Genomic DNA, 26,022 nt, shown 5'->3' with positions numbered 1-26,022 from the left:
AAGCATTTATTCACTTCTTTACAAATCTATCTTAATCTTAGACAGTCGGCGGAAAACGGCTGTCTATTTATCTGGAAAAATTATGAACTCGTCAGCTAGTGGTCAGTTGACGAGTTTTATGTTATAATATTTAGAACACGAAAAATATTTTTAAACGAACCATTCAATTGTTTTGATGATTTTATTCAAAACTGGCGTGTCTAGAGAGACACAAGGATGTATTAGAGGTAGGGAATACATCGCTTAAATGAAAAATACTTGAATACTAGAAATAGTCTGATCCAACTTTAAAATAATAATATTGATTCGTTAGATAGCCTTCTCTTTAAAGAGAAGGCTATTGTCAATTAAAGAGTAAAACCACCGAATGTTTAAAATTAAACTTATCTCAAACATACCCTGTCAGTGTTTCACGCATTATCTCAATAAACAGCAAAAATCCAGAAGAGAGACTCTTCTGGATTTTTGCTTATTTGACGATACTTTTTTAAATTTTGTTAATCAATTTAAAATAATCCACATAAGTGCATAATTGGGAAAACAAATAATAAACTATCAAAACGATCTAAAATACCACCATGTCCTGGCAAGATGTTACCAGAGTCTTTCACGCCATAATGACGTTTGATAGAAGATTCAACCAAATCACCGAATTGCCCTACTATAGAAAATAGAACCGTCAATATGAGCATCACCGGCATCGGATAAGGAAATAGCCCTTTATTAGCTGTGAAAACTAAAAACAACGCTGCTACAACGACGGCTGATAAAATACCACCAAGTGCACCTTCTATTGTCTTGTTGGGTGAAACATCTGGCATCAATTTATGACGACCAAATCGGCGTCCAAATAGATATGCACCAATATCCGTTGCCCAGACAATGAATAAAGCAAATAACAAGACTTCAAAACCTGCGGAACGGGCACTAATAAAGTTCTGGAACCCCATCCCTACATATAAACTGACAATAACTGGAAAGCCAGCTTCTTCAATCGTATATGTATTTTTAGAAATTACCGAAGCACCTAACAACAACATTACAGTGACATAAAATAAAATGAAATTTGTTTGCATTTCCGGCAAAAAGTTTAACCATTTAATTGTCGGGATAACTAAAAAAACGGCCCCTAATGCTGATAAAACACCTTCAAAACTTAATAACGTTAATCCTTTCATACGGAATAACTCGTACACGCCGACTACTGCCAAAGCAACAGCGGCAATCTCAATTGCAAAACCACCATACCAGATAATTGGAATAAAGATGATTAATGCGACGATAGCTGTGATGACACGTTGTCTCACTGCGGATCGCTCCCTTCTGTTTCTGTAGTTTCTTTTAGACCACCAAAACGACGATTACGATTTTGGAAAGAAGCAATCGCGGTTTCTAAAGTGTCTCCTGAAAAATCAGGCCATAATGCTTTTGTAAAAAACAACTCGCTATAAGCAATTTGCCATAGCAAGAAATTACTAATTCTCTCTTCCCCACTTGTTCGAATCAACAATTCTGGATCACGAAGTTCCGTGGGTAAAAAGCCAGTCATTAAGTGATCTGCGATCGTTTCTTCTGTAATCTCATCTGCCGTATATGTTTTTTCTGAAACCTCTGCAGCAATCTGTTTCATGGCAGTTAGTAGCTCCGCACGCGCCCCATAATTTAAAGCAAAGTTCAAAACCATGCCCGTATTGTCCTTGGTTTGCTCAATGGCGCGCTTAACAGCATCTTGCGTATGGCTTGGTAGAAACTCTTGGTAGCCCATTACATTGACTTTAACATTTTCCTTAATTAATTCAGGCACGAATGTATCAAAAAAATCAACAGGCAATTGCATTAAGAAATTGACTTCATCTGTTGGTCTCTTCCAATTTTCCGTTGAAAATGCATAAAGTGTTAAAACTTTAACGCCTAAATGACTAGCATGCTTCGTTATTTTTTTAACCGTATCCATGCCTTCTTTATGTCCAGCAATTCTCGGCAGTCTTCGATTCTGTGCCCACCGGCCATTTCCGTCCATAATAATGGCAATGTGCTGCGGAATTTGGCCTTCTTTATCAAAGGCGTACTGGCTTGCTTCTTCTACATATTTATTTTTTTGCGGAAAAAAACGTAACATCTTTTTCCCTCCATTCCAAAAAATCTATCTTAATTATTATAACAATAACTAATGCAAATGCCTATGCATAGTCCCTGAATTTTCCTGATAATTAAGAAATTCCTTGTAACTTTATCATTTATAGTCCTTTTTTAAAAGAAAAAAACTTAGACTTGGCAAGTAAATCAACATGATGTATCTGCCTAGCTCTAAAATTTTAAATAAACAACGGGACAGGAGCAGCTTCTTCGGAAATAAGCTGAACGTCCTTGAGAGACAAAAAGCATCTTTCAGAACTTTCTTCTTATTTCTTGAAGCTTAACATGCCTGTCCCGACCTCAAGTTTTTATTCTATTGTCTTTTTCTTTTTATTCATTGACTGGAACAATGGCACCGTTCCATTTTTTCGTAATCCAATCTTGGACTTCTTTGCTACGTAACACTTTGACTAATTTTTTTACATTTTCGTTGTTTTCGTCTTCTTTACGAACCGCAATAATATTGGCATAAGGTGAACTTTCTTTTTCTAAGGCAATCGCATCTTTTTTCGGATTTAATCCTTGATCCACGGCAAAGTTTGAGTTAATTAAAACCGCAGCCCCTTCTTCATTGTCATAAAGAGTGGTCATGATTGCTGGATCACTTTCATGATTGAATTTCAACTTTTTAGTATTTTTATCAATATCATCGAAAGTAGCAGTTGTCCGGTCTACCCCTTCTTTCAGCGTGATTAAACCAGCATCTTCTAAAATCGTTAAAACACGTGGCCAATCTGAAACGGAAGAGCTAACGTAAATCGTTGAACCATCAGGAATTTCTTGTAACGATTTGTATTTTTTCGAGTAAAGCCCAACTGGTTCTAAATGAATCGCACCTGCATTCACAAAGTCATAATCATTTTCTTTAACCGCTTCATTAAAGAACGGCACATGTTGGAAATAGTTGGCATCGATATCTCCACTTTCCAACGCCTTGTTAGGTAGCACGTAATCTGTATAAGTCGTCACTTCTAATTTTACGCCTTCTTTTTCTAATAAAGGTTTTACATGTTCTAAAATCTCTGCATGTGGAACTGGTGAAGCTCCAACTTTCAAGACCGAGTCATCACTCTTTTTATTGCCGCAAGCCCCTAAAACTAAGACAGCTACTGCTACAGTAATTACTGACCATAATGTACGTTTTTTCATCTTATTCCCTCCATTTATCGTTTATCTATTTTTTTAGCGACTGTATCCCCAAGCCATTGAATCGCAAAGACAATAATTAAGATACAAATCGTTGCTACTAAGGTAACTGTATTTTGACCACGTTGGAAGCCATCTTGATACGCCAAACTTCCTAAACCACCCGCTCCAATAGCAGCTGCCATTGCAGTGTAGCCCACTAAAGAAATGGTTGTAACGGTTAAGCCAGAAACAAGCGCTGGCAGACTTTCTGGTAATAGAACTTTCCAAATTATTTGGAAACGATTGGCCCCCATTGCTTTGGCTGCTTCAATCACGCCTTTATCGACTTCACGAAAAGCAATTTCGACCATGCGAGCATAAAAAGGTGCTGCGGAAATAATCAATGCTGGTAAGGAGCCTTTGACACCAGACATACTCCCTAAAATAATTTTTGTAAAAGGAATTAACAGAACGATTAAGATAATAAACGGAATCGAACGGAAAATATTTACAAAAATGGCCACTAGCCAATACAGTAATCGGCTCAAAATCCCTTTTCTGCCTGACGTTTCAAAAAGTAGTAGTCCTAAAATCAGCCCTAAAATGGCGACCACTATGATTGAAATTCCTGTCATATAAAGTGTTTCAATCGTTTTTTCTTGTAGTTTACTTATATCAATTTGGGAAAAATCAAAGAAACTTGCTAAGCCACGATTATTCATTTCCAATCACCTCTGTTTCTACACGAAGTTTACGTAATCCTTCAATGGCTGCTAGAATATTTTGCTCTTCGCCTAATAATTGAATATAAAGAGAACCCACTGCACCCTGCTTTGTTTGCTGAATGTTCCCTTGAATAATACTGACTTCTACTTGATATTCTTGGACAATATGCGAGATAATTGGCAATTTCGCTTGTTCGCCGTGGAAAAGTAGGCGAACAATTTTTCCATTCGGATATTGTTCCAACATTTCTTCAACAACCAGTTCCGTTTCTTCAATGTTTTTATCCGCTTCTTGTTGGATAAAACGTTTCGCAATTTCTGTTTGAGGCTTTTTGAAAATATCGATCACTTTACCTTCTTCAACAATTTCACCATATTCCATCACAGCTACGCGATTACAAATTTTACGAATCACGTGCATTTCGTGGGTAATTAATACAACCGTTAAATTTAATTCTTGGTTGATTTTTAGTAGTAATTCTAGCACTTCATCAGTTGTCTGCGGATCCAAAGCACTCGTTGCTTCATCACAAAGCAAAATATCAGGATTGTTAGCTAAGGCACGGGCAATCCCCACTCGTTGCTTTTGCCCACCAGAGAGTTGACTTGGGTAGGCGGTTTCCCGTCCTTCTAAACCAACCAACTTGATTAACTCTTCTGCGCGGCTTTTCCGATTTTGTTTTGGAACACCAGCAATTTCCAATGGGAGCATGATATTTTCTAGGACCGTCCGTGACCATAATAAATTAAAATGTTGAAAGATCATCCCAATTTTTTTACGGAAGTTTCGTAGTTCTTTATTTGGCAACAATGCAATATCTTGTCCTTGAATTTCTACTTCACCTTCTGTAGGTGTTTCAAGTCCATTCAATAAGCGAACCAACGTACTTTTTCCTGCACCTGAATAGCCAATAATGCCATAAATATCACCAGATTCAACCGTTAAATCAATATCTTTTAAAGCCGTGACTTTACCCGCTTTACCGGAAAACTCTTTTTTTACATGACGTAATTCAATTAATGCCATTTTGTTCTCCTCTTCTTTCTGTTCTACTTTCTTATTTTGAAGGTTTCGCACTTTTTATGAAACGAATTTGCTTAATAAAAACAAAAAAACTTCCATCCTTTTGCTATTACAGCAAAAAGGACGAAAGTTTGTCATTTCGTGATACCACCTTAATTCGCTATTATTTCTCAATAATAACCTCATACGGTACTTGATTCTTCGCATACCGTTGGCTGTAACGGGCGCCCCGTAGTAAGTTCACTGCTTCGCTCACTTACTCTGCTCAAAGACCATCTTCCATCTTAAATCTGTTACCCATTCTCAGCAAACAGGGCTCTCTTCAAACGTCCTTAACATGTACTCTTCTTTTCAAAGCTTTCTTTTGATTAGATTGAGAAAATTATAGCAATAATCATTGGCCTTGTCAACGTAAGACTAAAGATTTTCAAATTCTGTTGGTTCAACATCTGCTAAAACAGCAATCCAGGCATTTTCTTCATCTAATGCACTTGGCTCTTGATCAGCCGCTTCATTAATCGCAACTACCTTACCAGATAATGGACTACTGAATTCACTGACTGCTTTTTCTGCTTCTAATTCAATTAAAGAGTCACCTTTAGCTAATATTTGTCCAACTTTGGGAAATGTTGCAAAAGTAATCTTCCCTAAATCCTCTTGGGCTTCAGCGGTTAAACCAATTTTATAACCTGCTTCTGTTGGTAAGATCCATAATTGATCGATTTGTTTCATTTCACTCATTTTCCAAGCACTCCTTCGTAATCTGCTTCTTTAAAACCATTCGTTAGAAATGTATTGTCTTTTAAGAGAATTGGACGCTTAATCAACATGCCATCCGCAGCTAAACGCTGACTTGCTTCTTCAATAGAAAAACTGTCAACAAGATCTTTTAAGCCTTGTTCTCTATATAAAACCCCACTTGTGTTAAAAAAACGACGAACAGGCAAGCCGGTCTCTTTCATCCATTTTGCTAATTGTTCACTACTAGGCGGTGTTGCTTTAATATCAATTGCTTGGTATTTAACGCCTTGTTGGTCTAACCACGCTTTCGCTTTTTTACAAGTTGAGCATTTAGGATATTCATAAAGTGTGTACATTTCTACCCCTTCTTTCTTCTTTCTTTAACGACCACTTCTGGTACGAACCGTTTCTTGTTGGTAACGCATGGACATAATTAAGCCCACCCCAATCATGTTACCTAAAATGGAAGAACCACCTTGACTAATAAACGGTAATGGAATCCCAGTTAATGGTAGTAAACCAATATTCGCTCCAATGTTTTCAAAAACATGGAACAAAATCATCATGATAATTCCTGTGGCAATGTAGGCATAGAATTCATTATTTGTATCAAAACAAACGCGAATCATGCGGTAGATTAAAATAAAATACAACAAAATAATGAAACAGCCACCAATAAAGCCAAAGTTTTCACCAACAACTGTAAAAATCATATCTGACTCACGAACAGGGACATACACATCACTCACGTTAAAGCCTTTTCCGAAAAGGCCTCCAGAACCAATTGCTGTTAATGCTAGCGCTGGTTGGAATGAGCGATCTGGATCTGTATGGAAAGGATTTAGCCATAAATCAATCCGATCAAATTTATAGGCTTCGACCCCTAACTTAGACAATAAATCTCTACCTGTTTCTGTTGTAATCAAGTAAATAGTTCCTGCCCCCACTAGAGCAGCTAAAATAAAAACTGGCACAATAATTTTCCAAGTAATGCCAGACATTAAGAAAACTCCCCCAAAAATGGCTAAGAAAACTAACATCGTCCCGAAGTCTTTTTGTAAAAGTACTAAAACAATTACCGGAATCGCGACTAATAGCATTTTAGCGATTAGCCAAAAGTCGCTTTTGAGTGTTCGGTCCACATATTTAACATTATGCATGGTCACTATATAGGCCAACATCAAAATAAACGCAATCTTCATCAATTCCGATGGTTGGAATGTGGTGCCACCAAAGCGAATCCAGTTTTTAGAACCTGTTTGCTCTGCTAGCACGGGGTCATAGAATTTCAGTAGTAATCCCATTAATACTAATCCAAGTGCATAAAAAACGGGCGTTAACCGCCAGAGTAATTTTGAGCTAAAATGCATAATAATGACAATACTTAATCCTCCGACTAAATACCACAGTCCTTGTTTCATTAACAAGCTACCAATTTTAGGTTTGCTTGGATCATTGTAAAGCGCTACGTAAAGCGATAGCATACCAATTAGTGATAAAAGAAAAACTGGTAATATCACGCCGTAATCAATTCGACTATCTAAATTTGTTTTCTCTTTTCTATTCATTCGTCATCCCTTTTCCTTTGTTCATACGTTTTTTATTATATCTTTCTCACAGAAGAAAAGAAAGGAATTCTACTATATTTGAGAAAAACTTTAGAGAATTGGTCCTTCACTAGCAATTTTTTCTTTTTCTTCAATCCTATTTGGCTTTTATTTAAAATTTTTTACATCAGTGATAATGAGAAAGTTTACTATAAACATTCAGTAACAAAAAACAGTCGCAACTAAAACACGTTGCGACTGTTTTTATTCGCTTTTTCTTTGTTTCGTTTGTTGTAGCTCTTTATTAATTCGGACAATTTCGTTGCCAAAATTTTGCCAGTCACTGGCTCGCGGGGGCGCTAACCAAATTAAACATTTTACTGAAAATAACGTTTTTGGTAAATAATCCGAAACTACTAAATCAGTATCTGGTCGAATCGCTGAATGAAAGTGAATGCTGAAAGATTCGAATATTTTGATTTGTTCTTTGATAAACTGAGTATATTTTTCTCCTTGCGTAAAATTCACATAAAGATTGATCGTGCTTTTTTCATTCCTTTGGTCATAAAGACGGGATAACACTAATAGCAAATCAAAAAATAAAGAAAGCTTACTAAACTCAAACGCCGAGCAATCCAACGCAAATAAAAACTGACGACAGCTATTAAAAACAATTGGGTAGCGTTCCTGAAAAAATTCTAAATCCATAATTCGTAAGGTGATATCGATGAACGGCGTAATAAAACGATGTTGATAAATAATCGGAACAATTTCTTGATAAAATTCTTCGTCCGAAATTGTAAACGGCATATAAGAAAAGAATAATGTTTTCGTAGCCGTAATTGCCTCATTGTGAGAACTCAGCAAATGTTCCGAAATGAGTTCACTTTGATAGACCGATAAATTGCCGATAATTCCTTGAATTTCTGCGTTTTTCTCTGCATGAGTCGCCTTCATCACTTCGTTGATCCAACTTTGAATTTCTTGATAAATCGAACTTTCTTCATCAAAAGCGAATGGATTTTCTTCTTGGGATAAAAAATAATTAGCTTTTCTTTGCGTTCGTTCTAACACCACCAATACATAATGTTTAAATAAATGAAAATTAGTGATATTTTCATAAGAGCCTTTCAATTGAGCCAATAATTGGTTCACTGCGCGAAGATCTGTTTGATTATATAATTCTTCAGAATCTTTGTAAATTCGGTAATAGAGCATAGTAAAATATTGTCTAATCGCCATTTCATTGCCGCTAAGTTGTAAATTTTTGGATAACTTAATACCGTATTGACCTAATTCTTTCCGGATATGGTCAACAATTTTATATACAACCGTTCGACTCATCCCGTGCTTTTCACCATATTTTTTGATTGAGGTAAACTGATGAAAGAAAATCGTTTTTAATAGATTAAATTCTAACGAGTCTTTTAAATAATATTCTTCAATAATACTTGAAGAAATACGAAGGCTTTGAGATAACAAAATTTCATTATTTTTTTCACTGATTTCCATCTCATTAATCAGACCAAAGCGTTGCAAATCTGCATTGATTTCTGTTATGTTCCGTTCTAGCAAATAAGGAGAAATAGCTAATTGCTTACATAAACGATCTTTTCGTTCAGAAAATGAATATTGTTGCTCTAACTTTCTAATAATCGCTAATTTTAAATTTTCCCGATCATCTAATAACAAGAATTCCATTTAAACTCTCCTTGTTCCATACAAAAGTGAGCCTGACAGGAAGCTTAAAGTGGTGCCAAATTGAGAGGACCCACTTGCCGCTCCTCCAGTAATTTCCACTGGGGCTATCGTATCTATTTTTTTCAACAACTCATCATTTAACAGCACCTTTTTATTTACTCGTTCCTGTTCAATTTTATTTTTCTTTTTCTCCTGTTTTGTTTGTTGCTCCTTGTCCTGTCTCGAGGCAATAATTGGCCTTTCTGGGCCAATCATTGCTTGACTATAAGGAAGCTCTGCAAGCATATTCCCCTCTGCAGCAAAATTAGTAGGGTTGACATACACCTTCGCAATAGAAAGGTATGACTCGTAACGGAAGGTTACAAAATAAAGGCCTACTTTTTGAGTATTTACATTATTTTCTATAATTACATTTTCTAAATTTAAAGGGCGACCCTCTTTATCTTTTAGAAAAACGACATTGTCTAAGGGTGACCATGCTTGATTAACTCCTAAAAACGTGTCTTTTAATTTAAGTTCCGTTTGATTTTCTTTGACCGTAATGGTTGCTGTTTCAATTTTGCCATCCACTTCATAAGTCACGGTGTATTTGCCTGGTGTTGTCGCTTCGTTTGCATAGCTATTCACTGAAGCAATCAACATTCCTGAAGAAAGAAATAAGGCTGTGCCGATACTACCATAATAAATAGTTCGCTGGTTCATCTCGTTTATTATTCCTCCAAACTATTTCATAAAAATAACTATCTTAACAAAAAAACCTGCTAATAGGTGTTCTTAAAATAAAAGTCACTTGTAAAACTTCCTATTTTCCAAGGAAACAGCTACCCTCATTCATGCACTTATTCATCTTTTAAGCGTGGAACAAAAGTTACTTTAAACTTTTGCCCCACGCTCATTTAATTATTTTCGTTTCTTCTTGATGACTATACCACTAATAATCACAATAAGTAACACAACAAGTCCTAGCACACGATATAGACCATTAGTTTGTTCTCCCGTTTTTGGATAACGTCCTTGCTTGTCAGGTTTCACAATATGTGTGACATACTGACTACTTTTTATCGTGGTTTGATTCGTTGAGGAACTAGTCTGGTTGTTCTCATTTTTATCTGGTAGTGGTGTAGGATTACGATCAATCACATGAACAGTTGCTACTGTCGTCAATTGACGAGGTGTTTCGTTTGAAAACATTGAGAAAAGTCGTGACTGCACAGCTGGTTTGGTTTCATTAACTGGCTCAGTGGTATAGGAAATCTGGTACTCTCCTGTTTTCTTTGTATCAACTTCCCCTTTTACTTGAACCTTATCAAAGGATATAGCATGACCGTCACGATCTGTCGCTGAAACGAAATTATCTTCTGGTTTCCACGAATCACCAACATAAATCGTTGTATCTTTAACCTCTAACTTAGATTGGTCGGGTTTGACGGTCACATGGGCTGTTTCTTCTTTACCTTCGTAACTGTATACGATTGGATAAACGCCTGCTTTGCTAGTATCAACTTGACCTGAAACAGTGATTTTTTCGAATGGGACATCTTGACCTGTTTTATCTGTTGCTGAAACAAAGTTCTCTTCTGGTTTCCATGAATCGCCGACATAAATCGTTGTATCCTTGACTTGTAAACGACTATCATCACGGACATGAACGATTGCTTTCGCTTCTTTTGTGCCATTTTTATAGACAATTTCATAATCGCCTATTTTATCGACATTCACTGTTCCCTGAACGTCAATTTTTTCGAAGGGAATGTCTTGACCTGTTTTGTCTGTCGCGGAAACGAAGTTATCTTCTGCTTCCCATTTATCACCCACATAAATTGTTGTATCTTTGACCTCTAACTTAGACTGGTCGGCTTTGACGGTCACATTAGCTGTTTCTTCTTTACCTTCGTAACTGTATACGATTGGATAAACGCCTGCTTTGCTAGTATCAACTTGACCTGAAACAGTGATTTTTTCGAAGGGGACATCTTGGCCTGTTTTGTCTGTCGCTGAAACAAAGTTCTCTTCTGGTTTCCATGAATCGCCGACATAAATCGTTGTATCTTTGACTTGTAAGCGACTGTGATCAATTGTTTTAGTTAATGGAATTTTTAGTTGATTGTCTCCTTTGACCAGCTTAATGGCTTTTCCTGTCAAATACTCTTCATCCACGGAATATTCCTGCGGTACATTCGTTACTCGCAAAGTATAATCACCTGTCATGATGGCATCAAAGGAGTATTGACCTTTTTCATCTGTTGTAAATTCGGTTGCTGTATGCGTGACATTATCAATTAGTTCAAAAGAAACCTTCGCAATTGCTTGGTTTTCATCCTCTATGTTATGCGTATAGAATGTGGCAGTTGCTAAATAAACAATACCTTCCGCATCACCTTCTGAGAATTTCAATGTGATTGGTGCAGTGGTGACTTTTTTCTTGTTAGCAGACATCTGGTCCAATGTTTCAGAGTCGATTGTTGTTTCTGTATAGATTTGGCCAGCGTTTGCAGAGACAGTATTGTATTCAATCGTAATGTTTTCTGTCAATGTATAGTCTTTAAAAATAATTTTCGCACCGTTTGTAGTCTTCTCTAATGAATAAGCATCTTCTGGCACGCCTTTCACGGTAATAGAATTCAAATCGATTTGAGCATTGGTTGTGCCTTTGGGTGTTAATTCAATCGTTGGATTTTTCACACGATGTGTTTTATTATCAATATTTTTTGTTGTTACTGTCGTTTTTGTTACATTTTTTAATGTTGGATTCGCCGCTTGTGTTGCACTCAAAATGTCTAACGCTTCATTTTGAACAGAAACCGAAGCAGACCCTTCATTATTATTCGATTGTGGTTCTTTAGCTGTCCCTGTTATATAAAGAGTTGGCACGTCGATCCAGCCATTGGCGTTTTTATACTCAATAATGTAACGTTTGTTGGTTTTTCCAAAATCAAACGTGTAACTATTGGTATTTTCGTCAAAAGTAATCGTTGGGTATCCAGGACTGTCTGGTGACATTGGTTTATCAAAATAATAGCCACGATCCCAGTATTGTGGATAAATTGAATCTACCTGATCGTTTGAAACATCATAAATGTCAAAAAGAACATCGGCGCCAGCTGGAATTTTTGTACGGATGCTTAGTGAGTCAAAAGAATCATTTCGTGCATTGACAAGGAATTGATTTTTACTACTTTGAAGTGTTCGTTCAGAACCACGCTTACTATTAGTAGTTACTGTCGTATCAACTGGAGTTAAACCTTCAGCACTCATTGTTATCGGTATCGTATCGACTGGGATACTTTTATCTTTTGGCAAACTATCGGGCACATAATTAAAACCAATTGGAATTTGGATTTCGTTGGTTATTGGCGTAGTGAACTTAATAACTGAACCATCTGACGTTGGCGTTACTGTATAATCCGTTCCTAACTTGTAATAAAAATAAATTTCTTTTGTAGCTCGCAATGAAAGATAATTAGGATGCTTTACTTTAATTTCTAAATTTTGAATCGGTGTCTCTTTGCTTCCCATAACTGAGACAGTTGTTCTTGATGAATAGGCACCATTTTGATCATAATTACCCCAAGCAGTTTCAGCATTCAAAGGATTAACAACACTAATTGGTTCAATATATTGATCGGATACTAATTGAATGGCTTTATTGGGACCAATTACAGGTGTACTTAATGATAGATTAATGTCCTTCTTGTCAAAATCCATTGTTAAATCAGAAATATTTATTCTTAAATAGCTATCTTTTGTGGCCGTTAAGATGAGCTTGCCACCTTCAGTTTTAATATCAAAATAGTCTTCCAATTTTACATTTTCATATAAAGGACCATACGCCGTAAATTTAGGATTCTTAATTTCTTGACCGTTTGTACTCTCTAATACGATTTGTTGACCCACTTTTGTTTCTGTTAACGTGCCATAAATTGTTACATAATATTTCCCTTTGCTTTGAAAACTGATATAGGACATACTACGCATTTCACGATCAGCAATTACTTTACTTGTTTGACTCGTCTTAGCAGTAAAATCGGTTGTTTGTTTAGTTCCTGTCGTACTTTTCAAAGAAATTGACCCAATTTTTGTGGTTGGATACTGCTGCGAATATAAGTAGTTATAGTCCGAAGCACTCTCTAAATAAATTGTCCGATTAATCGATAAGGAATAGGCTTTTTGTTGATTCATGTTTGGAACAGTTACAGCAATCCGCCCGAGTGAATTATCGCTTAATGTATAATCTTTGCCAGGTGTTAACAGGGTTTGCGTTTCTGGTAAAATTTGACCATTAATGTCGACATCGTAACTGAAAACTTGAGGTTCCAAGTTATCTTGTTTTCCAAAGACAGCGCCTGGCGTCTCTGTTGTCAATAATTCTAATGTTTGATTGCCAGTTAACGTCCGGTCTAAATTATAAAAAATTTCGCCATCTAACCCCGTCGTTCTGGTTCGTTCGTTATATTGAATTGGTTCCACTTGTTCATATAAATCAAACGAGTAGGTTTTTTTATTTTTTCCTGGAGTTTCAATTTTGATTAATGGTTCCGCCTCTGTTGTTAGATAACTTTTTAGTTCTACTTTAAAGGAAGTATCTGAAACTCGTTGATTAAACGTAATACTTAATGTTTTGGTTGCCGCATCGACTGCCCAAGTTGCGCCAATGCCTGTCACTTCTCCGCTAACAGTTGAATAACCTAAATGTTCTGGTAATTGAACTGTATAAACTGATCCAGGTGCATAACCTGTGTTTCCAACAGCAAATTGGAACGTAGCGGTTACCGGTGTTGTATTTAATTCGCGGTGAACCTCTGTTTGACTGTATTCTGTTCCACCAATCGGCGCAAGACTCATACTTTCAAGTAGTTCATCTGTAATTGGCGCTTGAACATCTGGTAGGGCTTTTTCATTAAGTGAGTTGTCCTTGTCCTCCGTTGTTTGTTGTTCAGATGGTGTAGCAGCATCACTGGAAGCTGTTGTGCTCGCCTCTGTGGTTTGCGATTCAGTTGTTGCAGTTGGTTGATTCATTTCTGAAGTATTCGTTGTTGCTAAAGGTAAAGATGGTGTTGAGTTCGATAACTCTGCCTCTTTTTTTGCTGTATCAGTGGTCTCTGTTTGTGCTTCTGTCGTTGTTACAGCATAGGCATTTGCGGCAAACCCGAAATTTTGTGCGAGAAGTATACTCAACATCACAAAAGAAAAAGTTTTTTTCTTCATACTAATCCCCTTTCAATAAAATTCATATAACCTAATAATAGCTTGTTAAAAATGAAACAATTGATTAATTTTTTTTGAATCTTCGAAAAAAAAAAACAGCTTTTCATAAAAAAATACTTGGAAAATCAGCCACAATCACTGTTTTTCCAAGTATTTTTTTATTAATATTTGTAAATTATCGTTTCTTTTGACGAAAAACGACCACGAAATAAACTGCAATAAACAATAACACTAAGAGCGAGTTACTATTTTTAATGAAAGTTAAAAATTGACTTGTTTGCGTTGAAATACCTTTGCCGCCAGTCAATTCTAATAAAAATTGTGTCGTGCCACCTTTGCCTACTACAGTGACTAACATAAGCGCCATCAAAATAAATTGATGGAATAAACTCCCTTTTGTTTGTGTTGTATATTTGATAAGGATGCGGCTATCTTTTGGCAAATCTGTCTCTTGATAATATCGCCTAGCTAAAAAGCTATTCAATGTGCTTTTGAAAAAACTCAAGAGAAACAGGCCTAAAATAGTCCACGAGGTAAGAAGTAATATTCCCAAACTTCCCGCCAGACCAACCATTGGTATGTTGTTTGACCATTGTTTCGTTTTACTAGCTGCAATCATTGCAAAAATCATCCCTAAAACATAAGGTAAATAGAGATAGATGCCCATATGAGCTCTGCCATAAACCCCTGCAACATAAATGGAACCAAATAAAAATAAATAGTTCCCGACAATCCCGTTAATCAAGGTCGCAAGATTCATTTCTAGCGATACTTTATACGCGCCGCGTTTGCCATAATGACTAACGAAAAGGACAGCCACCACAAAGAAACAGCAGGCGCCAACAATCGCATAATCAAATTCCACCGCATTCGTTAATAAGCGACCACTTCTTAATAAAAGTAATAACACAAAAAAGATAACAAACAGAATTAATTCTTTTCGTGAAACTTCTGCTGATTCTTCTTCTAGCTCGTTTAATGAAACAGGATAGCTCTTGATTGCTACTAAAGCAAGCAGAAAATAGAGCGCGTACACCAATAACGCCAGTCCAATCTCAGTCGCTTTAAAAAATAAAGCGCCAAATAAAACAGCGGTCAATAAGACTGTCGTTAAAAGATTGCTGTGACTGATTTTTTGACCTTCTTCTTTCAAGAAAAAGCGAATTGATTGATTACTTGGTGGCAACAACGCCCCACTAAGTCCTAACAACATTCCTGAAATACTATAAAGCGGGAAAGAAAAAGCGCCGGCGATCCCAATTAAGGATCCTGCCAAGCCTAACAATAGAGAAATCTTTAGTAGACCTAGACTAGTCAAAGACAAATTAATTCCTCGAACTAGAAAAATGCCTGTCATACGCAATGTATAAAATAAGACAAATGGTAAAATTGTTAGAAGGTTGTGTCCATCACTCAATTGAATGTAAAGTAAATAAGGCACAACAATAATCGTATTACTTAGTAAACTTAATGCTGTATTACCAAGACTTTCAATTTTTTTATTCATTTTGACCTCTTCTTTTATCTTTCATTTTCTATTATTTTTAGGGTAGCATTGTTTACTTTTTTTGTCCATAAAATAACAGATGCAGCAATTTTCTAATGTTTATTTTCCACTGTTACGTATAATAGTTAATGACGACTGCTTGGACTTTCTCTGTTCCGTCATTTATATACGTGTGTACTTGATTAGCATCAAAATACATAGCAGCGTCTTTTGGAAGAAGATATCTCTGACCGCCCACTTCAAGAGCTAATGATCCTTGAATAACCATGACATATTCTGTCGAACGTTTTGAATGCCCAACAGCTTGATACTTTTTCCCTGGATCTAATTCAAACTGAAAGAGTTCAAAGTTTCTTTCCTGGTTGTCTGAGTAGTAATTAAAGACTCGATAGGAGTGATCTTCAGAATGTTGTGTTACCGTCTCAGTTTTTTTAACCACGGGATTTTCTTTAACATAGTCATCTTCTAATAAATACGTATATGGAACATTGAGTCCATTACTTATTTTCCAAATTGTATTTATGGTAGGATTGGTGGCTCCTTTTTCAATCTGCGAAAGCATCCCTTTACTCACTCCGGTTATCCCAGCTAGTTCATCTAACGTAAGTTTTTTTTCTTGTCTAATTTTTTTTAAATTATTGCCAATAATTGTATTAATCTCCAAAATAGTTGCTCCTTCTGTTTCTTTTTATCATCCAAAAGTTTAATATATTGAACAAAAGTATTCTTTATTGTATTATACAATATATATCTTAGTTGTTCAAAAGGAGTGGTTAATAATGAAAACGCTCATTCGCTCGTTGTGTCTTATTATCGAAGGTCTAGATTTTCAGACACACGTGTTTAAATTTTATACAGAAAGAAGGAAAAAAAGAGAATGAACCACCAATTAGATGCACGCACTGGCATTCGTGAAGCCTTGCCAACGGTTTTTGGCTATATTGGTATTGGCATTGCTTTTGGTATCGTAGGACAAGCAGCAGGTTTTTCCCCTCTGATTGTTAGTGCGATGTCGTTTTTTATTTTTGCAGGATCTGCTCAGTTTGTAACAGTTAGTATGTTGACTGGCGGCAGCCCTATCTTATCTATTGTGTTAGCGACTTTCTTAGTAAATGCGCGTATGATTCTTATGGGAATGACCATTGCGCCTTACTTTAAAGCCGAATCTCTCGGTAAAAATCTCTGGTTGGGAACCTTACTGACGGATGAAAGTTTTGCACTAGGAATGAATAAATTAAACCATACCAAAGGACGTTTAAGTTTTGAGTGGTTTAATGCTGCCAATTTGATTTCCTATGCGACTTGGGTTTTTTCGACGATCATCGGTGCCTATCTAGGGCGCTTTATTGCAAACCCTCAAGCATTAGGTCTTGAGTTTGCGGTCGTGGCTATGTTCATTGGTTTACTTTATCTGCAGATAATTAGTGATCGTTCCATGAAAATCGCTTTACAACTCATCATGGTCCTGATTACTTTTGGGTTGATGTCTATTGGTCTAATTTTTATTCCCAGTAATTTAATTGTCTTAGTTGTCACGTTAATCGGTTGTGGAATAGGAGTGATGATAAAAAATGCCTTCTTCTGAGTATCTCTTTTTAACAATTTTAGGCTGTACCGTTGCAACCTGGCTTTCAAGAATACTGCCATTTTTACTTTTAAAAAAAATCAGTCTGCCACAGAAATTATTAGAATATCTAAGTTTTGTTCCCATTGTGATTATGTCCGCCTTATGGTTTAGTAGCTTATTTGAACAAAGAATAGGACATTTACCAAGCCTCAATCTTCCTTATTTATTCGCTTCATTTCCTACCATTTTAGCCGCAATACTTACTAAAAACTTATTGCTTATTGTACTGGTAGGCATTGCTTCATTTGCACTAATCCAATATTTTATCTAAAAAAACAGACAGGCACTACCAGATGGTAGTGCCTGTCTGTTTTTTTAGATGCCAGCTGCAGGGATCGAACCTGTGACCTACGCGTTACGAGTGCGTTGCTCTACCAACTGAGCTAAGCTGGCCTGAAACAAATCTATTATAGGACTTTCTACTTTATTTGTAAAGTCTGTTTGTTATTTATTTATGCAAAATCTCTTTAAAATAAGCCAAATAGCGACTTTACAAACTTTTTTCTGAAAATGTGGTATAATAGAGATATCAAGAAAGGATGGTTTTTTGTATGTCAAATTTTAATGGTATGGTTACTCCTGTTGTTCCATCGGATGCTGGTAAGGATTTCGCCGTTGACACCCATGTTACTTTTCTTGTTCACGGACAGCCACAAACAGGCGTTGTTACGAAACAATTAAAAAATGCCGCTGTCGTCGAAATTGACGAAACGCAAAAAAACAATCACTTAATGGTGCACAGCAATGGTGTGATTGTTATTAATTACAAACAATTGAAAAAGATTTAATTCTTCAAGCGTGGGAAATTTCCCCCGCTCTTTTTTATGTACAGAATTGGAATACTTTCCAATTCGTCGGAAACTATAATGCTGTAATAAACGCAAAAAAACCAAAAATAATTCCAGGAACATTAGCAAAAATAATGGACTTATCACGTGTTTCTCCATCGTCTCCATATAGCCCGTGAATCGTCCAAAAAATACAATTAATCATTGCCACTAATGGTTGCGTCGGATTGCCTTTTTCCCCATGTAAATTTCCATAAATTTGTGGAATATATGAAACATACATCAAAACTGACATCACACTAGCAATCACAGCGATAGCGTGTAAGACTTTTTTATTCTTTTTCATAGCTACTCCTTTGTTTTTTTATTTTTTATTATACACCTAGAAAAGTTCTTTAAGCAAAAGAAAACCGTTAGTAACCATAATCGGTTACCTAACGGTTTTTTGTTATTATTTTGTTCCGAATAAACGGTCACCAGCATCCCCTAAACCAGGAACGATATAGCCGTCTTCGTTTAAGCGCTCATCTAAAGCTGCTGTATAAATATCTACATCTGGGTGCGCTTCTTGTAAAGCTTTCACACCTTCTGGAACGGCCACTAGACATACAAATTTAATGTTGCTAGCACCACGTTCTTTTAAGGAATCGATGGCCATAATTGCGGAACCACCTGTTGCTAGCATTGGGTCAACAACAAATAATTGACGACTTGCAATGTCTTCAGGTAATTTCACGAAGTATTCATGTGGTTGCAATGTTTCTTCATCACGGTAAAGTCCAACGTGTCCAACTTTCGCTGCTGGAATTAATTCTAAAATCCCATCAACCATGCCAATGCCGGCACGTAAAATAGGAATAATTGCTACTTTTTTCCCTGAAAGTGTTTTTTGTGTTGATTTACCCATCGGTGTTTCGATGACAACATCCTCTAAAGGCATATCCCGTGATACTTCATAAGCCATTAACATAGCAATTTCGTTGACAACTTCGCGGAAAACCTTTGTCCCACAGTTCTTTTCGCGAATCATTGTTAGTTTGTGTTGAATTAGCGGATGATCAATTACTTGAAATTTTCCCATATCTATTCTCCTTCATTATTTTATTCTTTCTTATTGTAAAACAAAAGAGCCTAGGACACAAGTTGAATTCCTTAAATCCTAAGCTCCGACTCTTATTTGTACAGAGAATCGCGCTTCAGCTATCCCTGATGTTAGTTATATAATGGATATTTTTTAGTTAGCGCTGCTACAGCTGCTTTGACTTCATCATGAACTGCTGTATTTTCTGGATCTTTTAAAACTTGGACGATTAATTTAGCAACTTCTACCGCATCTTCTTCTTTAAAACCACGTGAAGTAATCGCAGGCGTTCCAATACGGATACCACTTGTTTTAAATGGACTTAATTGTTCAAACGGAATTGAATTTTTATTGACAGTAATATTTACACTATCTAAAATAGCTTCTGCTTCTTTTCCATTTAAACCAAAACCTGTCACTTCAATCAGTAATAAGTGGTTGTCTGTTGCCCCACTAATTAAACGAGCTTCTGGCGCTTGATTGAAAACTTTCGTCATCGCTTGTGCATTTGCAATCACTTGCTGACTATATTCAGCAAAACTTGGATCCAAAGCTTCTTTAAAAGCTGCGGCTTTTCCAGCAATCACATGTTCCAATGGGCCACCTTGAATGCCTGGGAAAATACTACTATTTACTTTTTTCGCCAATTCTTCGCTATTTGTCAAAATTAAACCGCCACGAGGACCACGCAATGTTTTATGGGTCGTACTTGTTACGATATCAGCATACGGAACTGGATTTGGGTGCAACCCTGAAGCTACCAAGCCTGCAATATGCGCCATATCAACCATTAACTTGGCATCTACTTCATCAGCGATTTCACGGAAACGTTTGAAATCAATCGTTCGTGAATACGCACTTGCGCCAGCAACAATTAATTTTGGACGATGTTCTCTTGCTAAAATTCGCACGACATCGTAATCGATTACTTCTGTTGAAGGGTCCACTCCATAACTGACAAAATTATAGGTTTTTCCACTAAAGTTAACGGGCGAACCATGTGTTAAGTGACCACCAGCTGATAAATCCATCCCCAAAATGGTATCACCTGGTTCAACCAATGAAAGGTATGCCGCTGTATTGGCTTGAGAACCTGAATGGGCTTGTACATTCGCAAATTTTGCACCAAATAATTCTTTGGCACGATCGATAGCTAAATTTTCTACGATATCGATAAATTCACAACCACCATAGTACCGTTTACCAGGGTAACCTTCTGCATATTTATTCGTTAAAATACTTCCTTGGGCAGCCATAACTGCTTTTGACACAACATTCTCAGATGCGATTAGTTCCAAGTTATTTTCTTGGCGCTCTTCTTCTCTTGCAATTGCATTCCATAAATCTGGGTCATACGTTTTGTAATCCATTCAAACAACACTCCATTTTGTTTTCTTTTGTCTGATTGTATCATACTTCTGTGTCAGCTTCGTTACAAATACCTCTTATTTTTCAAAAAATTTTTGATTGGCTGATTTTTTCAAGCGATTCATGTAAGCAGTGCCTAAACCAGTTTCTGCAAATCCTTGCGCAAAAATCGTGGTAGCTCCTTGCTCATCTAACGCTCTTAACCCTGCAAATAGTTCTTTTGTGGCATTTTCAACCGTTTCTGCACCATAAGAATAAACAAACGCATTTTCTGTATCTAGTTGTGCTGCCTGTTCATCACTTAAAAATAAGCCGATTTTTTCCTGTTGTTCTTTTGCTTGCTGAATCGCCGCTTGCCATTCTGCTGTTTGACCGCTTATAATCCAAACTTCCGCATCAGGAGAATAGTGTTTGTATTTCATCCCTGGCGCTTTGGGTGCTGCATTTTCGCTAATTAAATGTGTATCGATTTTCACTTGGGGAATAATGCTTTCCAACTGCTCTTTGGTAATTGCTCCTGGTCGTAAAATAACTGGCACACCATCTTCCGCCGTTAAATCTAAGACCGTTGACTCCACCCCAATCTGCGTTGGGCCATCATCTAATATGGCAGCAATTTTCCCCTGCAAATCATGATAAACATGCTTTGCAGATGTTGGACTAGGCTTGCCAGAAGTGTTCGCACTTGGTCCGACCAACGGAACATTGGCTTGTTCAATCAAAGCTAAGGTCGCTTGGTTATCTGGCATACGAAAAGCGACTGTCTCTAAACCACCTGTTACTGTTTTAGAAAATGTATCGCTAGGCACATTAAAAATTAAAGTTAATGGTCCCGGCCAAAAGGCAGACACCAATTTTGTAGCGACTTCTGGTAAGGTCGCCACGTATTTTTTGACCATCTCAACGTTGTTCACATGAACAATCAATGGATTATCACTGGGGCGGCCTTTTACTTGGTAAACTTTTTTTACTGCCGCTTCATTTAAGGCATCGGCACCTAAGCCATAAACAGTTTCTGTTGGAAAAGCCACTAACTCGCCTGCTTGAATGGCTGCTGCTGCTTGGGCTATTTCTTGTTTGGTTAATTTTTTTGTTTCCATTGCAAATCGCTCCTTCTAGAAAAGTGGCGACGAAGAACCTTAGTTACTCGGCTATCGCGAGGCGATCGTTGCCAGATAAATCTTTTTCAATTTTAATTGTTTTTTGTGGATAGGCGGCGCTCAATAATTTTTGGAGGGCCGCGCCTTGTTGAAACCCTATTTCAAAATAAATTTTACCGTCTGCTTTAAGCATCGTTTGACTTTCATGAATTAATTGTTGGTATAAAGCCAAACCGTTATTTTCAGCGAATAAAGCGGTTTTAGGTTCATACGTTCGGACACTTGCATCCATTAAATACCATTCTTGTTCACTAATATAGGGCGGATTAGAAATAAGCAGATCAATTTTTTCAGAAGCAACTGGCTGTAAGCCATTCCCATGATAAAATTCGATGCCAGCACCTAATGCTTGCGCGTTTTGTTTAGCGACAGTCAACGCTTTCTCTGAAAGATCAATGGCAATAACTCGCCAGTTGGGCCGTGCCAGTTTCAAGCTAATCGCAATGGCACCTGTCCCTGTTCCGACATCCACGACCGTCAAAGGAGTATCTGGATTGGCTTTTAAGCAACGCTCGACTAATTCTTCTGTTTCTGGCCTAGGAATCAAAGTATGTTCATTAACAATAAAGGAATGTCCATAAAATTCAGCTTGTCCTAGTAAATATTGTGCTGGGTAATCTGTCAATAATTGGGCTAAATCCGTTTTTAATTGTTCCTCTTCTTCTTGGGGCATTTCTTCTTGCATATGCAGGAGCCACTGCGTTTTATCCCAACCTTTACGTTCTAAAAAAACATAGTGAATAGCGTAGCCTTCTTTGCCTTGCGCCTCTAAAAAAGAAGAAGCCCAGTTAAGGACTTCAAAGTAACGTTTAGCCATTTTGCATCTCTTCTAATTTCGATGTTTGATCATATAAGACTAATGCATCAATGATTTCATCTAATTTGCCAGCAAGAATCTGGTCTAGTTTTTGGATGGTTAAACCGATACGATGATCCGTTACTCGATTTTGCGGGAAGTTATACGTTCTGATTCGTTCTGAACGATCTCCGGTCCCCACCGCCGATTTACGGTTAGCATCATATTCACTTTGTGCTTCTTGTTGAATTTGGTCATACACACGAGCACGCAAAACTTTCATTGCTTTTTCACGGTTTTTTAGCTGTGAACGTTCATCTTGCATTGCGACTACGATTCCTGTTGGTAAATGGGTTAATCGAACAGCCGAAGCGGTTTTATTGACGTGCTGTCCACCAGCGCCACTTGCATGATAAATATCGACACGGATATCTTTATCAGCTAATTCGATTTCGACTTCTTCCGCTTCCGGCATAACTACAACGGTTGCTGTCGATGTATGAATCCGTCCTTGTGATTCTGTTGAAGGAACTCGTTGCACGCGGTGAGCGCCACTTTCATATTTTAATTTTGAAAAGACGTTATCTCCTGAAATCATCATAATTACTTCTTTATATCCACCGATTCCAGTGACGTTCGCTTCTAAAACTTCCGCTTTCCACCCTTGTGCTTCTGCATATTTTTGGTACATATTAAATAAGTCGCCAGCAAAAAGTGCGGCTTCATCGCCACCGGCTGCACCACGGATTTCCATGATGATATTTTTATCATCATTTGGGTCTTTTGGTAATAATAAAATTTTAATGCGGTCTTCTAACACTTCTTTTTCTTTTTTCAAATCAGAAAGTTCTTCTTTCGCCATTTCGGCCATTTCCGCATCTAAGTTTTCACTTAAAAGTTCTTCGGCATCGCTAATCCCTTCAACAACTTGTTTATATCGGCGATAAACCTCAACCGTCTCACGTGTATTAGCTTCTTCTTTCGATAATTCCATGAAACGTTTTGTATCGCTAATGACTGCTGGGTCACTTAATAATTCGCCCAATTCCTCATAGCGATCTTCAATAGATTGTAATTGATCGTACATAGTGTCTCTCCTTACTGTTCTTCATTCACTGTTTTTGGATGAAAATAATGTTTGCGACAAACAGGATAGTAGGCTTCATTCCCACCAATTTGGACTTGATCCCCTTCATAAACGGGTTTGCCATCAATATAGTGCAAGTTCATAGTTGCTTTTTTATGACAGAACCAGCAAATCGTTTTTAATTCTTCTAATTTGTCTGCATATAAAAGTAAATACTTTGAGCCTTCAAATAATTCATTTCTAAAATCATTCTTTAGCCCAAATGCCATTACTGGAATATCTAATTCGTCAACAATTCGTGCAAATTCAATGACATGATGCTTGTTTAAAAATTGACATTCATCGACTAATACGCAAAAAGGTTTGTAAGACAAATCATTAATCAAGTCAAAGACATTGGTTTCTTCAAAAATTGGAATAGCATCTCTGCGTAATCCGATGCGACTGGATACTTTCCCGACACCATCACGTGTATCTAGTCCACTGGTCATCAAAACAACTGGTTTGTCTTGTTCTTCGTAATTGTGTGCTACTTTTAAGATTTCAATGGTTTTACCACTGTTCATTGCGCCATACTTGAAAAATAATTGAGCCATGTTCACTACACCTTTCCGTTAGTTCCTTACGTATTTTACTATATTTTCAGCAAAAAAGCAGTATTTTTAGCTAAAATGGTCGTGCATTTTTCTGAAAAAAACAGAATCTACGCCAAAGTCATTTTAGCAGGGCTGTTTATACTCCAACTAATGATCCTGCTAGTATGCAATAAAAAAGCCCGAAATTGTAGTTATTTGACTACAATTTCAGACTTTTTAATGCTAGTTATTTTTGAGCAGAGGCAAATTCTGCTGATTGCGTACCTGCTTGACGACCATAAATGATAATATCGGCGATGGCATTGCCTCCGATACGGTTTTGACCATGTAAGCCACCTGTTAATTCACCAGCAGCATATAGACCTTTAATTGGTGTGCCATCTTCACGTAAAACTTCTGTTTTCGTGTTGATTTTCACGCCACCCATTGTGTGGTGAATCCCTGGTGCAATTTTAATTGCGTAGTAAGGCGCTGTGCTTAAGTCAGCTTCCATGCCAGTTGTCCGGCCAAATTGTTTGTCATCTTTGGCATTAACATCTTGGTTCCAAGTATCAATCGTTGCTTTCAATGTATCGGCAGGCATGCCAATTTTTTCAGCTAATTCTTCAATCGTTTCACCTTTTTCCACGAAACCTTTTTGATCATAGAAATCAATGGCTTTTGCACGGTCGCGAACGCCTTGGTCAAAGACTAAATAAGCTGATTTTTCTGGTAAGGCATTGATTGCTGCAGAAACTTTGTCACGTGTATCTAACTCATTAACAAAACGTTCTCCTTTTTGAGAAGCCAAGATTGCGCCTTCTCCACGAACTGCTTCACCAATTAAGAAAGCATCGCTTTGTTGAACAGTTGGGTGAATTTGAATTTCTTTCATATCTACTAACGCACCGCCAACTTTTTGAATCATTTGGATACCGTCACCTGTTGTGCCTTCTTGGTTCGTTGTAACATAGTTTTTCAATTCTGGTTTGTATTGTGTAATTAATTTTTCGTTGGCACCGAAACCACCTGTTGTGACAACGACTGCTTTTGCTTTAACTGTTTTTTCTTTATCATCTTTCATTTTCACTTTTACGCCATCGATTTGACCGTTTTCTTCAACTAAGTCTGTCACGTCAGCATCAACAAACAATGGAATTTTTTCTTCGCGAACGTTACGTACTAAACCGTCAACTAGATAGCCCCCAATTGCTGATCCGTCAGCAGGACGGTGTGTGCGTTTTTCGCTCATTCCACCTGTAATCGTTAAATTGCTCAATGTAATTCCTTTTGTATCTAACCAATCAATTGCTTCAGCTGAATGATCAACAAAATAACGTAGTAATTCTTGATCGTTGGTTCCTTTACCGCCTTTTAGTGTTTCTTCAAAGAATTTATCGTTGCTATCTTTAATGCCTTCTTTTTCTTGGAATTTTGTTTGTGAAGCATTCATTCCTGAAGACGATTTAATTGTATTCCCACCTGCAACAGGCATTTTTTCTAAAATAACTGGATTCATGCCAGCTTCTTTGGCTTGTAATGCAGCGGTCATCCCCGCACCACCTGAACCAACAATAACAACATCATAACTGTCTTTTAGTTCACTTGGATCTGTATAACCATTAGCAGAGGCACCAGATGTTGCTTCTGTTTTTTCAGAAGACGCTTTTGTTTTACCAGCGGCTTTTTCTTGATCGCTTGTACAACCTGTTGCTGCACCTAATAATAACCCTAGGGAAAGAACTCCCATTAACACTTTTTTCATTGTTTTCCCACCTTATAAACTATTGATTTCTACCAACACAATTTCTTATTTTTCATTTGAA

At 37.1% G+C, this 26,022-nt stretch carries 24 protein-coding genes, 1 tRNA gene and 1 other annotated feature; of the genes, 3 read left to right on the top strand and 22 right to left on the bottom strand.

The window, feature by feature from the left end; all coding sequences use genetic code 11:
- Nucleotides 1-506: 506 nt before the first annotated feature.
- The 13 genes from IGI80_RS13345 to IGI80_RS13285 all read right to left on the bottom strand — a co-directional run bounded on the left by IGI80_RS13345 (nt 507) and on the right by IGI80_RS13285 (nt 16,378).
- Entirely contained in the window at nt 507-1,307 is an 801-nt protein-coding gene (locus IGI80_RS13345; RefSeq protein ID WP_002380622.1) for a phosphatidate cytidylyltransferase, read from the bottom strand.
- On the bottom strand, nt 1,304-2,119 hold the full coding sequence (locus IGI80_RS13340) for an isoprenyl transferase (RefSeq protein ID WP_002356646.1): 816 nt from the start codon (nt 2,117-2,119) through the stop codon (nt 1,304-1,306). The genes IGI80_RS13345 and IGI80_RS13340 overlap by 4 nt, the downstream gene beginning before the upstream one ends.
- 347 nt (nt 2,120-2,466) lie before the next feature.
- Nucleotides 2,467-3,285 carry a MetQ/NlpA family ABC transporter substrate-binding protein gene (locus tag IGI80_RS13335; RefSeq protein WP_002359679.1) on the bottom strand — a complete coding sequence of 273 codons (819 nt, stop codon included), beginning with the start codon at nt 3,283-3,285 and terminating at the stop codon, nt 2,467-2,469.
- Between the two features lie 14 nt (nt 3,286-3,299).
- Nucleotides 3,300-3,986: a methionine ABC transporter permease gene (locus tag IGI80_RS13330; RefSeq protein ID WP_002356640.1), complete on the bottom strand. Its 687-nt coding sequence runs from the start codon at nt 3,984-3,986 to the stop codon at nt 3,300-3,302.
- Nucleotides 3,979-5,016, bottom strand: coding sequence for a methionine ABC transporter ATP-binding protein (locus IGI80_RS13325; protein ID WP_002356639.1), 1,038 nt, complete (start codon nt 5,014-5,016; stop codon nt 3,979-3,981). The genes IGI80_RS13330 and IGI80_RS13325 overlap by 8 nt, the downstream gene beginning before the upstream one ends.
- Before the next feature lie 113 nt (nt 5,017-5,129).
- Nucleotides 5,130-5,377 (bottom strand) — a binding site (T-box leader).
- 53 nt (nt 5,378-5,430) lie between these two features.
- Nucleotides 5,431-5,745 (bottom strand): glycine cleavage system protein H, encoded by a 315-nt coding sequence (locus tag IGI80_RS13320; RefSeq protein ID WP_023894593.1) that lies wholly within the window; start codon nt 5,743-5,745, stop codon nt 5,431-5,433.
- A gap of 5 nt (nt 5,746-5,750) precedes the next feature.
- On the bottom strand, nt 5,751-6,110 hold the full coding sequence (locus IGI80_RS13315) for an arsenate reductase family protein (RefSeq protein WP_002359675.1): 360 nt from the start codon (nt 6,108-6,110) through the stop codon (nt 5,751-5,753).
- Nucleotides 6,111-6,134: 24 nt separating this feature from the next.
- A complete protein-coding gene (locus tag IGI80_RS13310) occupies nt 6,135-7,322 on the bottom strand; it encodes an FtsW/RodA/SpoVE family cell cycle protein (RefSeq protein ID WP_002356636.1) in 1,188 nt (395 codons plus the stop codon).
- Between the two features lie 243 nt (nt 7,323-7,565).
- Complete coding sequence (locus IGI80_RS13305; RefSeq protein WP_438723841.1) at nt 7,566-9,002, bottom strand: helix-turn-helix domain-containing protein; 1,437 nt, start codon at nt 9,000-9,002, stop codon at nt 7,566-7,568.
- Nucleotides 9,003-9,704, bottom strand: coding sequence for a bacterial Ig-like domain-containing protein (locus tag IGI80_RS13300; RefSeq protein ID WP_002356634.1), 702 nt, complete (start codon nt 9,702-9,704; stop codon nt 9,003-9,005).
- A gap of 198 nt (nt 9,705-9,902) precedes the next feature.
- Entirely contained in the window at nt 9,903-14,207 is a 4,305-nt protein-coding gene (locus tag IGI80_RS13295) for a bacterial Ig-like domain-containing protein (RefSeq protein WP_438723839.1), read from the bottom strand.
- 175 nt (nt 14,208-14,382) lie between these two features.
- Nucleotides 14,383-15,714 (bottom strand): hypothetical protein, encoded by a 1,332-nt coding sequence (locus IGI80_RS13290; protein ID WP_002380627.1) that lies wholly within the window; start codon nt 15,712-15,714, stop codon nt 14,383-14,385.
- A 112-nt stretch (nt 15,715-15,826) separates the two neighbouring features.
- Nucleotides 15,827-16,378 (bottom strand): helix-turn-helix domain-containing protein, encoded by a 552-nt coding sequence (locus tag IGI80_RS13285; protein ID WP_438723837.1) that lies wholly within the window; start codon nt 16,376-16,378, stop codon nt 15,827-15,829.
- A gap of 213 nt (nt 16,379-16,591) precedes the next feature.
- Here IGI80_RS13285 and IGI80_RS13280 point away from each other — a divergent pair, with 213 nt between their 5' ends.
- Nucleotides 16,592-17,299, top strand: coding sequence for an AzlC family ABC transporter permease (locus IGI80_RS13280; RefSeq protein WP_002359671.1), 708 nt, complete (start codon nt 16,592-16,594; stop codon nt 17,297-17,299).
- The gene (locus IGI80_RS13275; RefSeq protein ID WP_002359670.1) at nt 17,286-17,612 is read left to right on the top strand and encodes an AzlD domain-containing protein; all 327 of its coding nucleotides are present in this window, start codon (nt 17,286-17,288) and stop codon (nt 17,610-17,612) included. The genes IGI80_RS13280 and IGI80_RS13275 overlap by 14 nt, the downstream gene beginning before the upstream one ends.
- A 49-nt stretch (nt 17,613-17,661) precedes the next feature.
- Here the strand turns inward: IGI80_RS13275 and IGI80_RS13270 are convergent.
- Nucleotides 17,662-17,734: transfer RNA gene (locus IGI80_RS13270), tRNA-Thr, on the bottom strand.
- Nucleotides 17,735-17,892: 158 nt separating this feature from the next.
- Here IGI80_RS13270 and IGI80_RS13265 point away from each other — a divergent pair.
- Nucleotides 17,893-18,129, top strand: a complete 237-nt coding sequence (locus IGI80_RS13265) for a hypothetical protein (protein WP_002381528.1) — start codon at nt 17,893-17,895, stop codon at nt 18,127-18,129.
- Nucleotides 18,130-18,202: 73 nt separating this feature from the next.
- On the opposite strand, the gene IGI80_RS13260 is transcribed toward IGI80_RS13265, so the two are convergent.
- The 8 genes from IGI80_RS13260 to IGI80_RS13225 form a co-directional block, all read right to left on the bottom strand.
- Entirely contained in the window at nt 18,203-18,475 is a 273-nt protein-coding gene (locus tag IGI80_RS13260) for a membrane protein (protein WP_002356625.1), read from the bottom strand.
- Nucleotides 18,476-18,580: 105 nt separating this feature from the next.
- The gene (gene upp, locus IGI80_RS13255) at nt 18,581-19,210 is read right to left on the bottom strand and encodes a uracil phosphoribosyltransferase (protein ID WP_002356624.1); all 630 of its coding nucleotides are present in this window, start codon (nt 19,208-19,210) and stop codon (nt 18,581-18,583) included.
- A 131-nt stretch (nt 19,211-19,341) separates the two neighbouring features.
- Nucleotides 19,342-20,580, bottom strand: a complete 1,239-nt coding sequence (gene glyA / locus IGI80_RS13250; protein ID WP_002356623.1) for a serine hydroxymethyltransferase — start codon at nt 20,578-20,580, stop codon at nt 19,342-19,344.
- Between the two features lie 75 nt (nt 20,581-20,655).
- Complete coding sequence (locus IGI80_RS13245) at nt 20,656-21,678, bottom strand: L-threonylcarbamoyladenylate synthase (protein ID WP_002407192.1); 1,023 nt, start codon at nt 21,676-21,678, stop codon at nt 20,656-20,658.
- Nucleotides 21,679-21,721: 43 nt separating this feature from the next.
- A complete protein-coding gene (prmC, locus tag IGI80_RS13240; RefSeq protein WP_002370481.1) occupies nt 21,722-22,555 on the bottom strand; it encodes a peptide chain release factor N(5)-glutamine methyltransferase in 834 nt (277 codons plus the stop codon).
- Nucleotides 22,548-23,621, bottom strand: a complete 1,074-nt coding sequence (gene prfA / locus IGI80_RS13235) for a peptide chain release factor 1 (protein ID WP_002356619.1) — start codon at nt 23,619-23,621, stop codon at nt 22,548-22,550. The genes prmC and prfA overlap by 8 nt, the downstream gene beginning before the upstream one ends.
- Nucleotides 23,622-23,632: 11 nt before the next feature.
- A complete protein-coding gene (locus IGI80_RS13230) occupies nt 23,633-24,217 on the bottom strand; it encodes a thymidine kinase (RefSeq protein ID WP_002356618.1) in 585 nt (194 codons plus the stop codon).
- Between the two features lie 226 nt (nt 24,218-24,443).
- On the bottom strand, nt 24,444-25,961 hold the full coding sequence (locus tag IGI80_RS13225) for a flavocytochrome c (protein ID WP_002356617.1): 1,518 nt from the start codon (nt 25,959-25,961) through the stop codon (nt 24,444-24,446).
- Nucleotides 25,962-26,022 lie beyond the last annotated feature (61 nt).

This window comes from Enterococcus sp. DIV1420a, assembly GCF_051712165.1.
Lineage (GTDB): Bacteria > Bacillota > Bacilli > Lactobacillales > Enterococcaceae > Enterococcus > Enterococcus faecalis.
The sequence above is the reverse complement of the archived record's forward strand: the minus strand, read 5'-3'. Positions and strand labels throughout refer to the sequence as shown.

Bases quoted from the DNA above. Each gene is read 5' to 3' on its own strand.
- IGI80_RS13230 (WP_002356618.1), bottom strand. From the start codon at position 24,217: ATGGCTCAATTATTTTTCAAGTATGGCGCAATGAACAGTGGTAAAACC.
- IGI80_RS13245 (WP_002407192.1), bottom strand. From the start codon at position 21,678: ATGGAAACAAAAAAATTAACCAAACAAGAAATAGCCCAAGCAGCAGCA.
- glyA (WP_002356623.1), bottom strand. From the start codon at position 20,580: ATGGATTACAAAACGTATGACCCAGATTTATGGAATGCAATTGCAAGA.
- IGI80_RS13275 (WP_002359670.1), top strand. From the start codon at position 17,286: ATGCCTTCTTCTGAGTATCTCTTTTTAACAATTTTAGGCTGTACCGTT.
- prmC (WP_002370481.1), bottom strand. From the start codon at position 22,555: ATGGCTAAACGTTACTTTGAAGTCCTTAACTGGGCTTCTTCTTTTTTA.
- IGI80_RS13320 (WP_023894593.1), bottom strand. From the start codon at position 5,745: ATGAAACAAATCGATCAATTATGGATCTTACCAACAGAAGCAGGTTAT.
- IGI80_RS13340 (WP_002356646.1), bottom strand. From the start codon at position 2,119: ATGTTACGTTTTTTTCCGCAAAAAAATAAATATGTAGAAGAAGCAAGC.
- IGI80_RS13280 (WP_002359671.1), top strand. From the start codon at position 16,592: ATGAACCACCAATTAGATGCACGCACTGGCATTCGTGAAGCCTTGCCA.
- IGI80_RS13290 (WP_002380627.1), bottom strand. From the start codon at position 15,714: ATGAATAAAAAAATTGAAAGTCTTGGTAATACAGCATTAAGTTTACTA.
- IGI80_RS13335 (WP_002359679.1), bottom strand. From the start codon at position 3,285: ATGAAAAAACGTACATTATGGTCAGTAATTACTGTAGCAGTAGCTGTC.
- IGI80_RS13300 (WP_002356634.1), bottom strand. From the start codon at position 9,704: ATGAACCAGCGAACTATTTATTATGGTAGTATCGGCACAGCCTTATTT.
- IGI80_RS13315 (WP_002359675.1), bottom strand. From the start codon at position 6,110: ATGTACACACTTTATGAATATCCTAAATGCTCAACTTGTAAAAAAGCG.
- prfA (WP_002356619.1), bottom strand. From the start codon at position 23,621: ATGTACGATCAATTACAATCTATTGAAGATCGCTATGAGGAATTGGGC.
- upp (WP_002356624.1), bottom strand. From the start codon at position 19,210: ATGGGAAAATTTCAAGTAATTGATCATCCGCTAATTCAACACAAACTA.
- IGI80_RS13310 (WP_002356636.1), bottom strand. From the start codon at position 7,322: ATGAATAGAAAAGAGAAAACAAATTTAGATAGTCGAATTGATTACGGC.
- IGI80_RS13295 (WP_438723839.1), bottom strand. From the start codon at position 14,207: ATGAAGAAAAAAACTTTTTCTTTTGTGATGTTGAGTATACTTCTCGCA.
- IGI80_RS13265 (WP_002381528.1), top strand. From the start codon at position 17,893: ATGTCAAATTTTAATGGTATGGTTACTCCTGTTGTTCCATCGGATGCT.
- IGI80_RS13305 (WP_438723841.1), bottom strand. From the start codon at position 9,002: ATGGAATTCTTGTTATTAGATGATCGGGAAAATTTAAAATTAGCGATT.
- IGI80_RS13330 (WP_002356640.1), bottom strand. From the start codon at position 3,986: ATGAATAATCGTGGCTTAGCAAGTTTCTTTGATTTTTCCCAAATTGAT.
- IGI80_RS13225 (WP_002356617.1), bottom strand. From the start codon at position 25,961: ATGAAAAAAGTGTTAATGGGAGTTCTTTCCCTAGGGTTATTATTAGGT.
- IGI80_RS13260 (WP_002356625.1), bottom strand. From the start codon at position 18,475: ATGAAAAAGAATAAAAAAGTCTTACACGCTATCGCTGTGATTGCTAGT.
- IGI80_RS13325 (WP_002356639.1), bottom strand. From the start codon at position 5,016: ATGGCATTAATTGAATTACGTCATGTAAAAAAAGAGTTTTCCGGTAAA.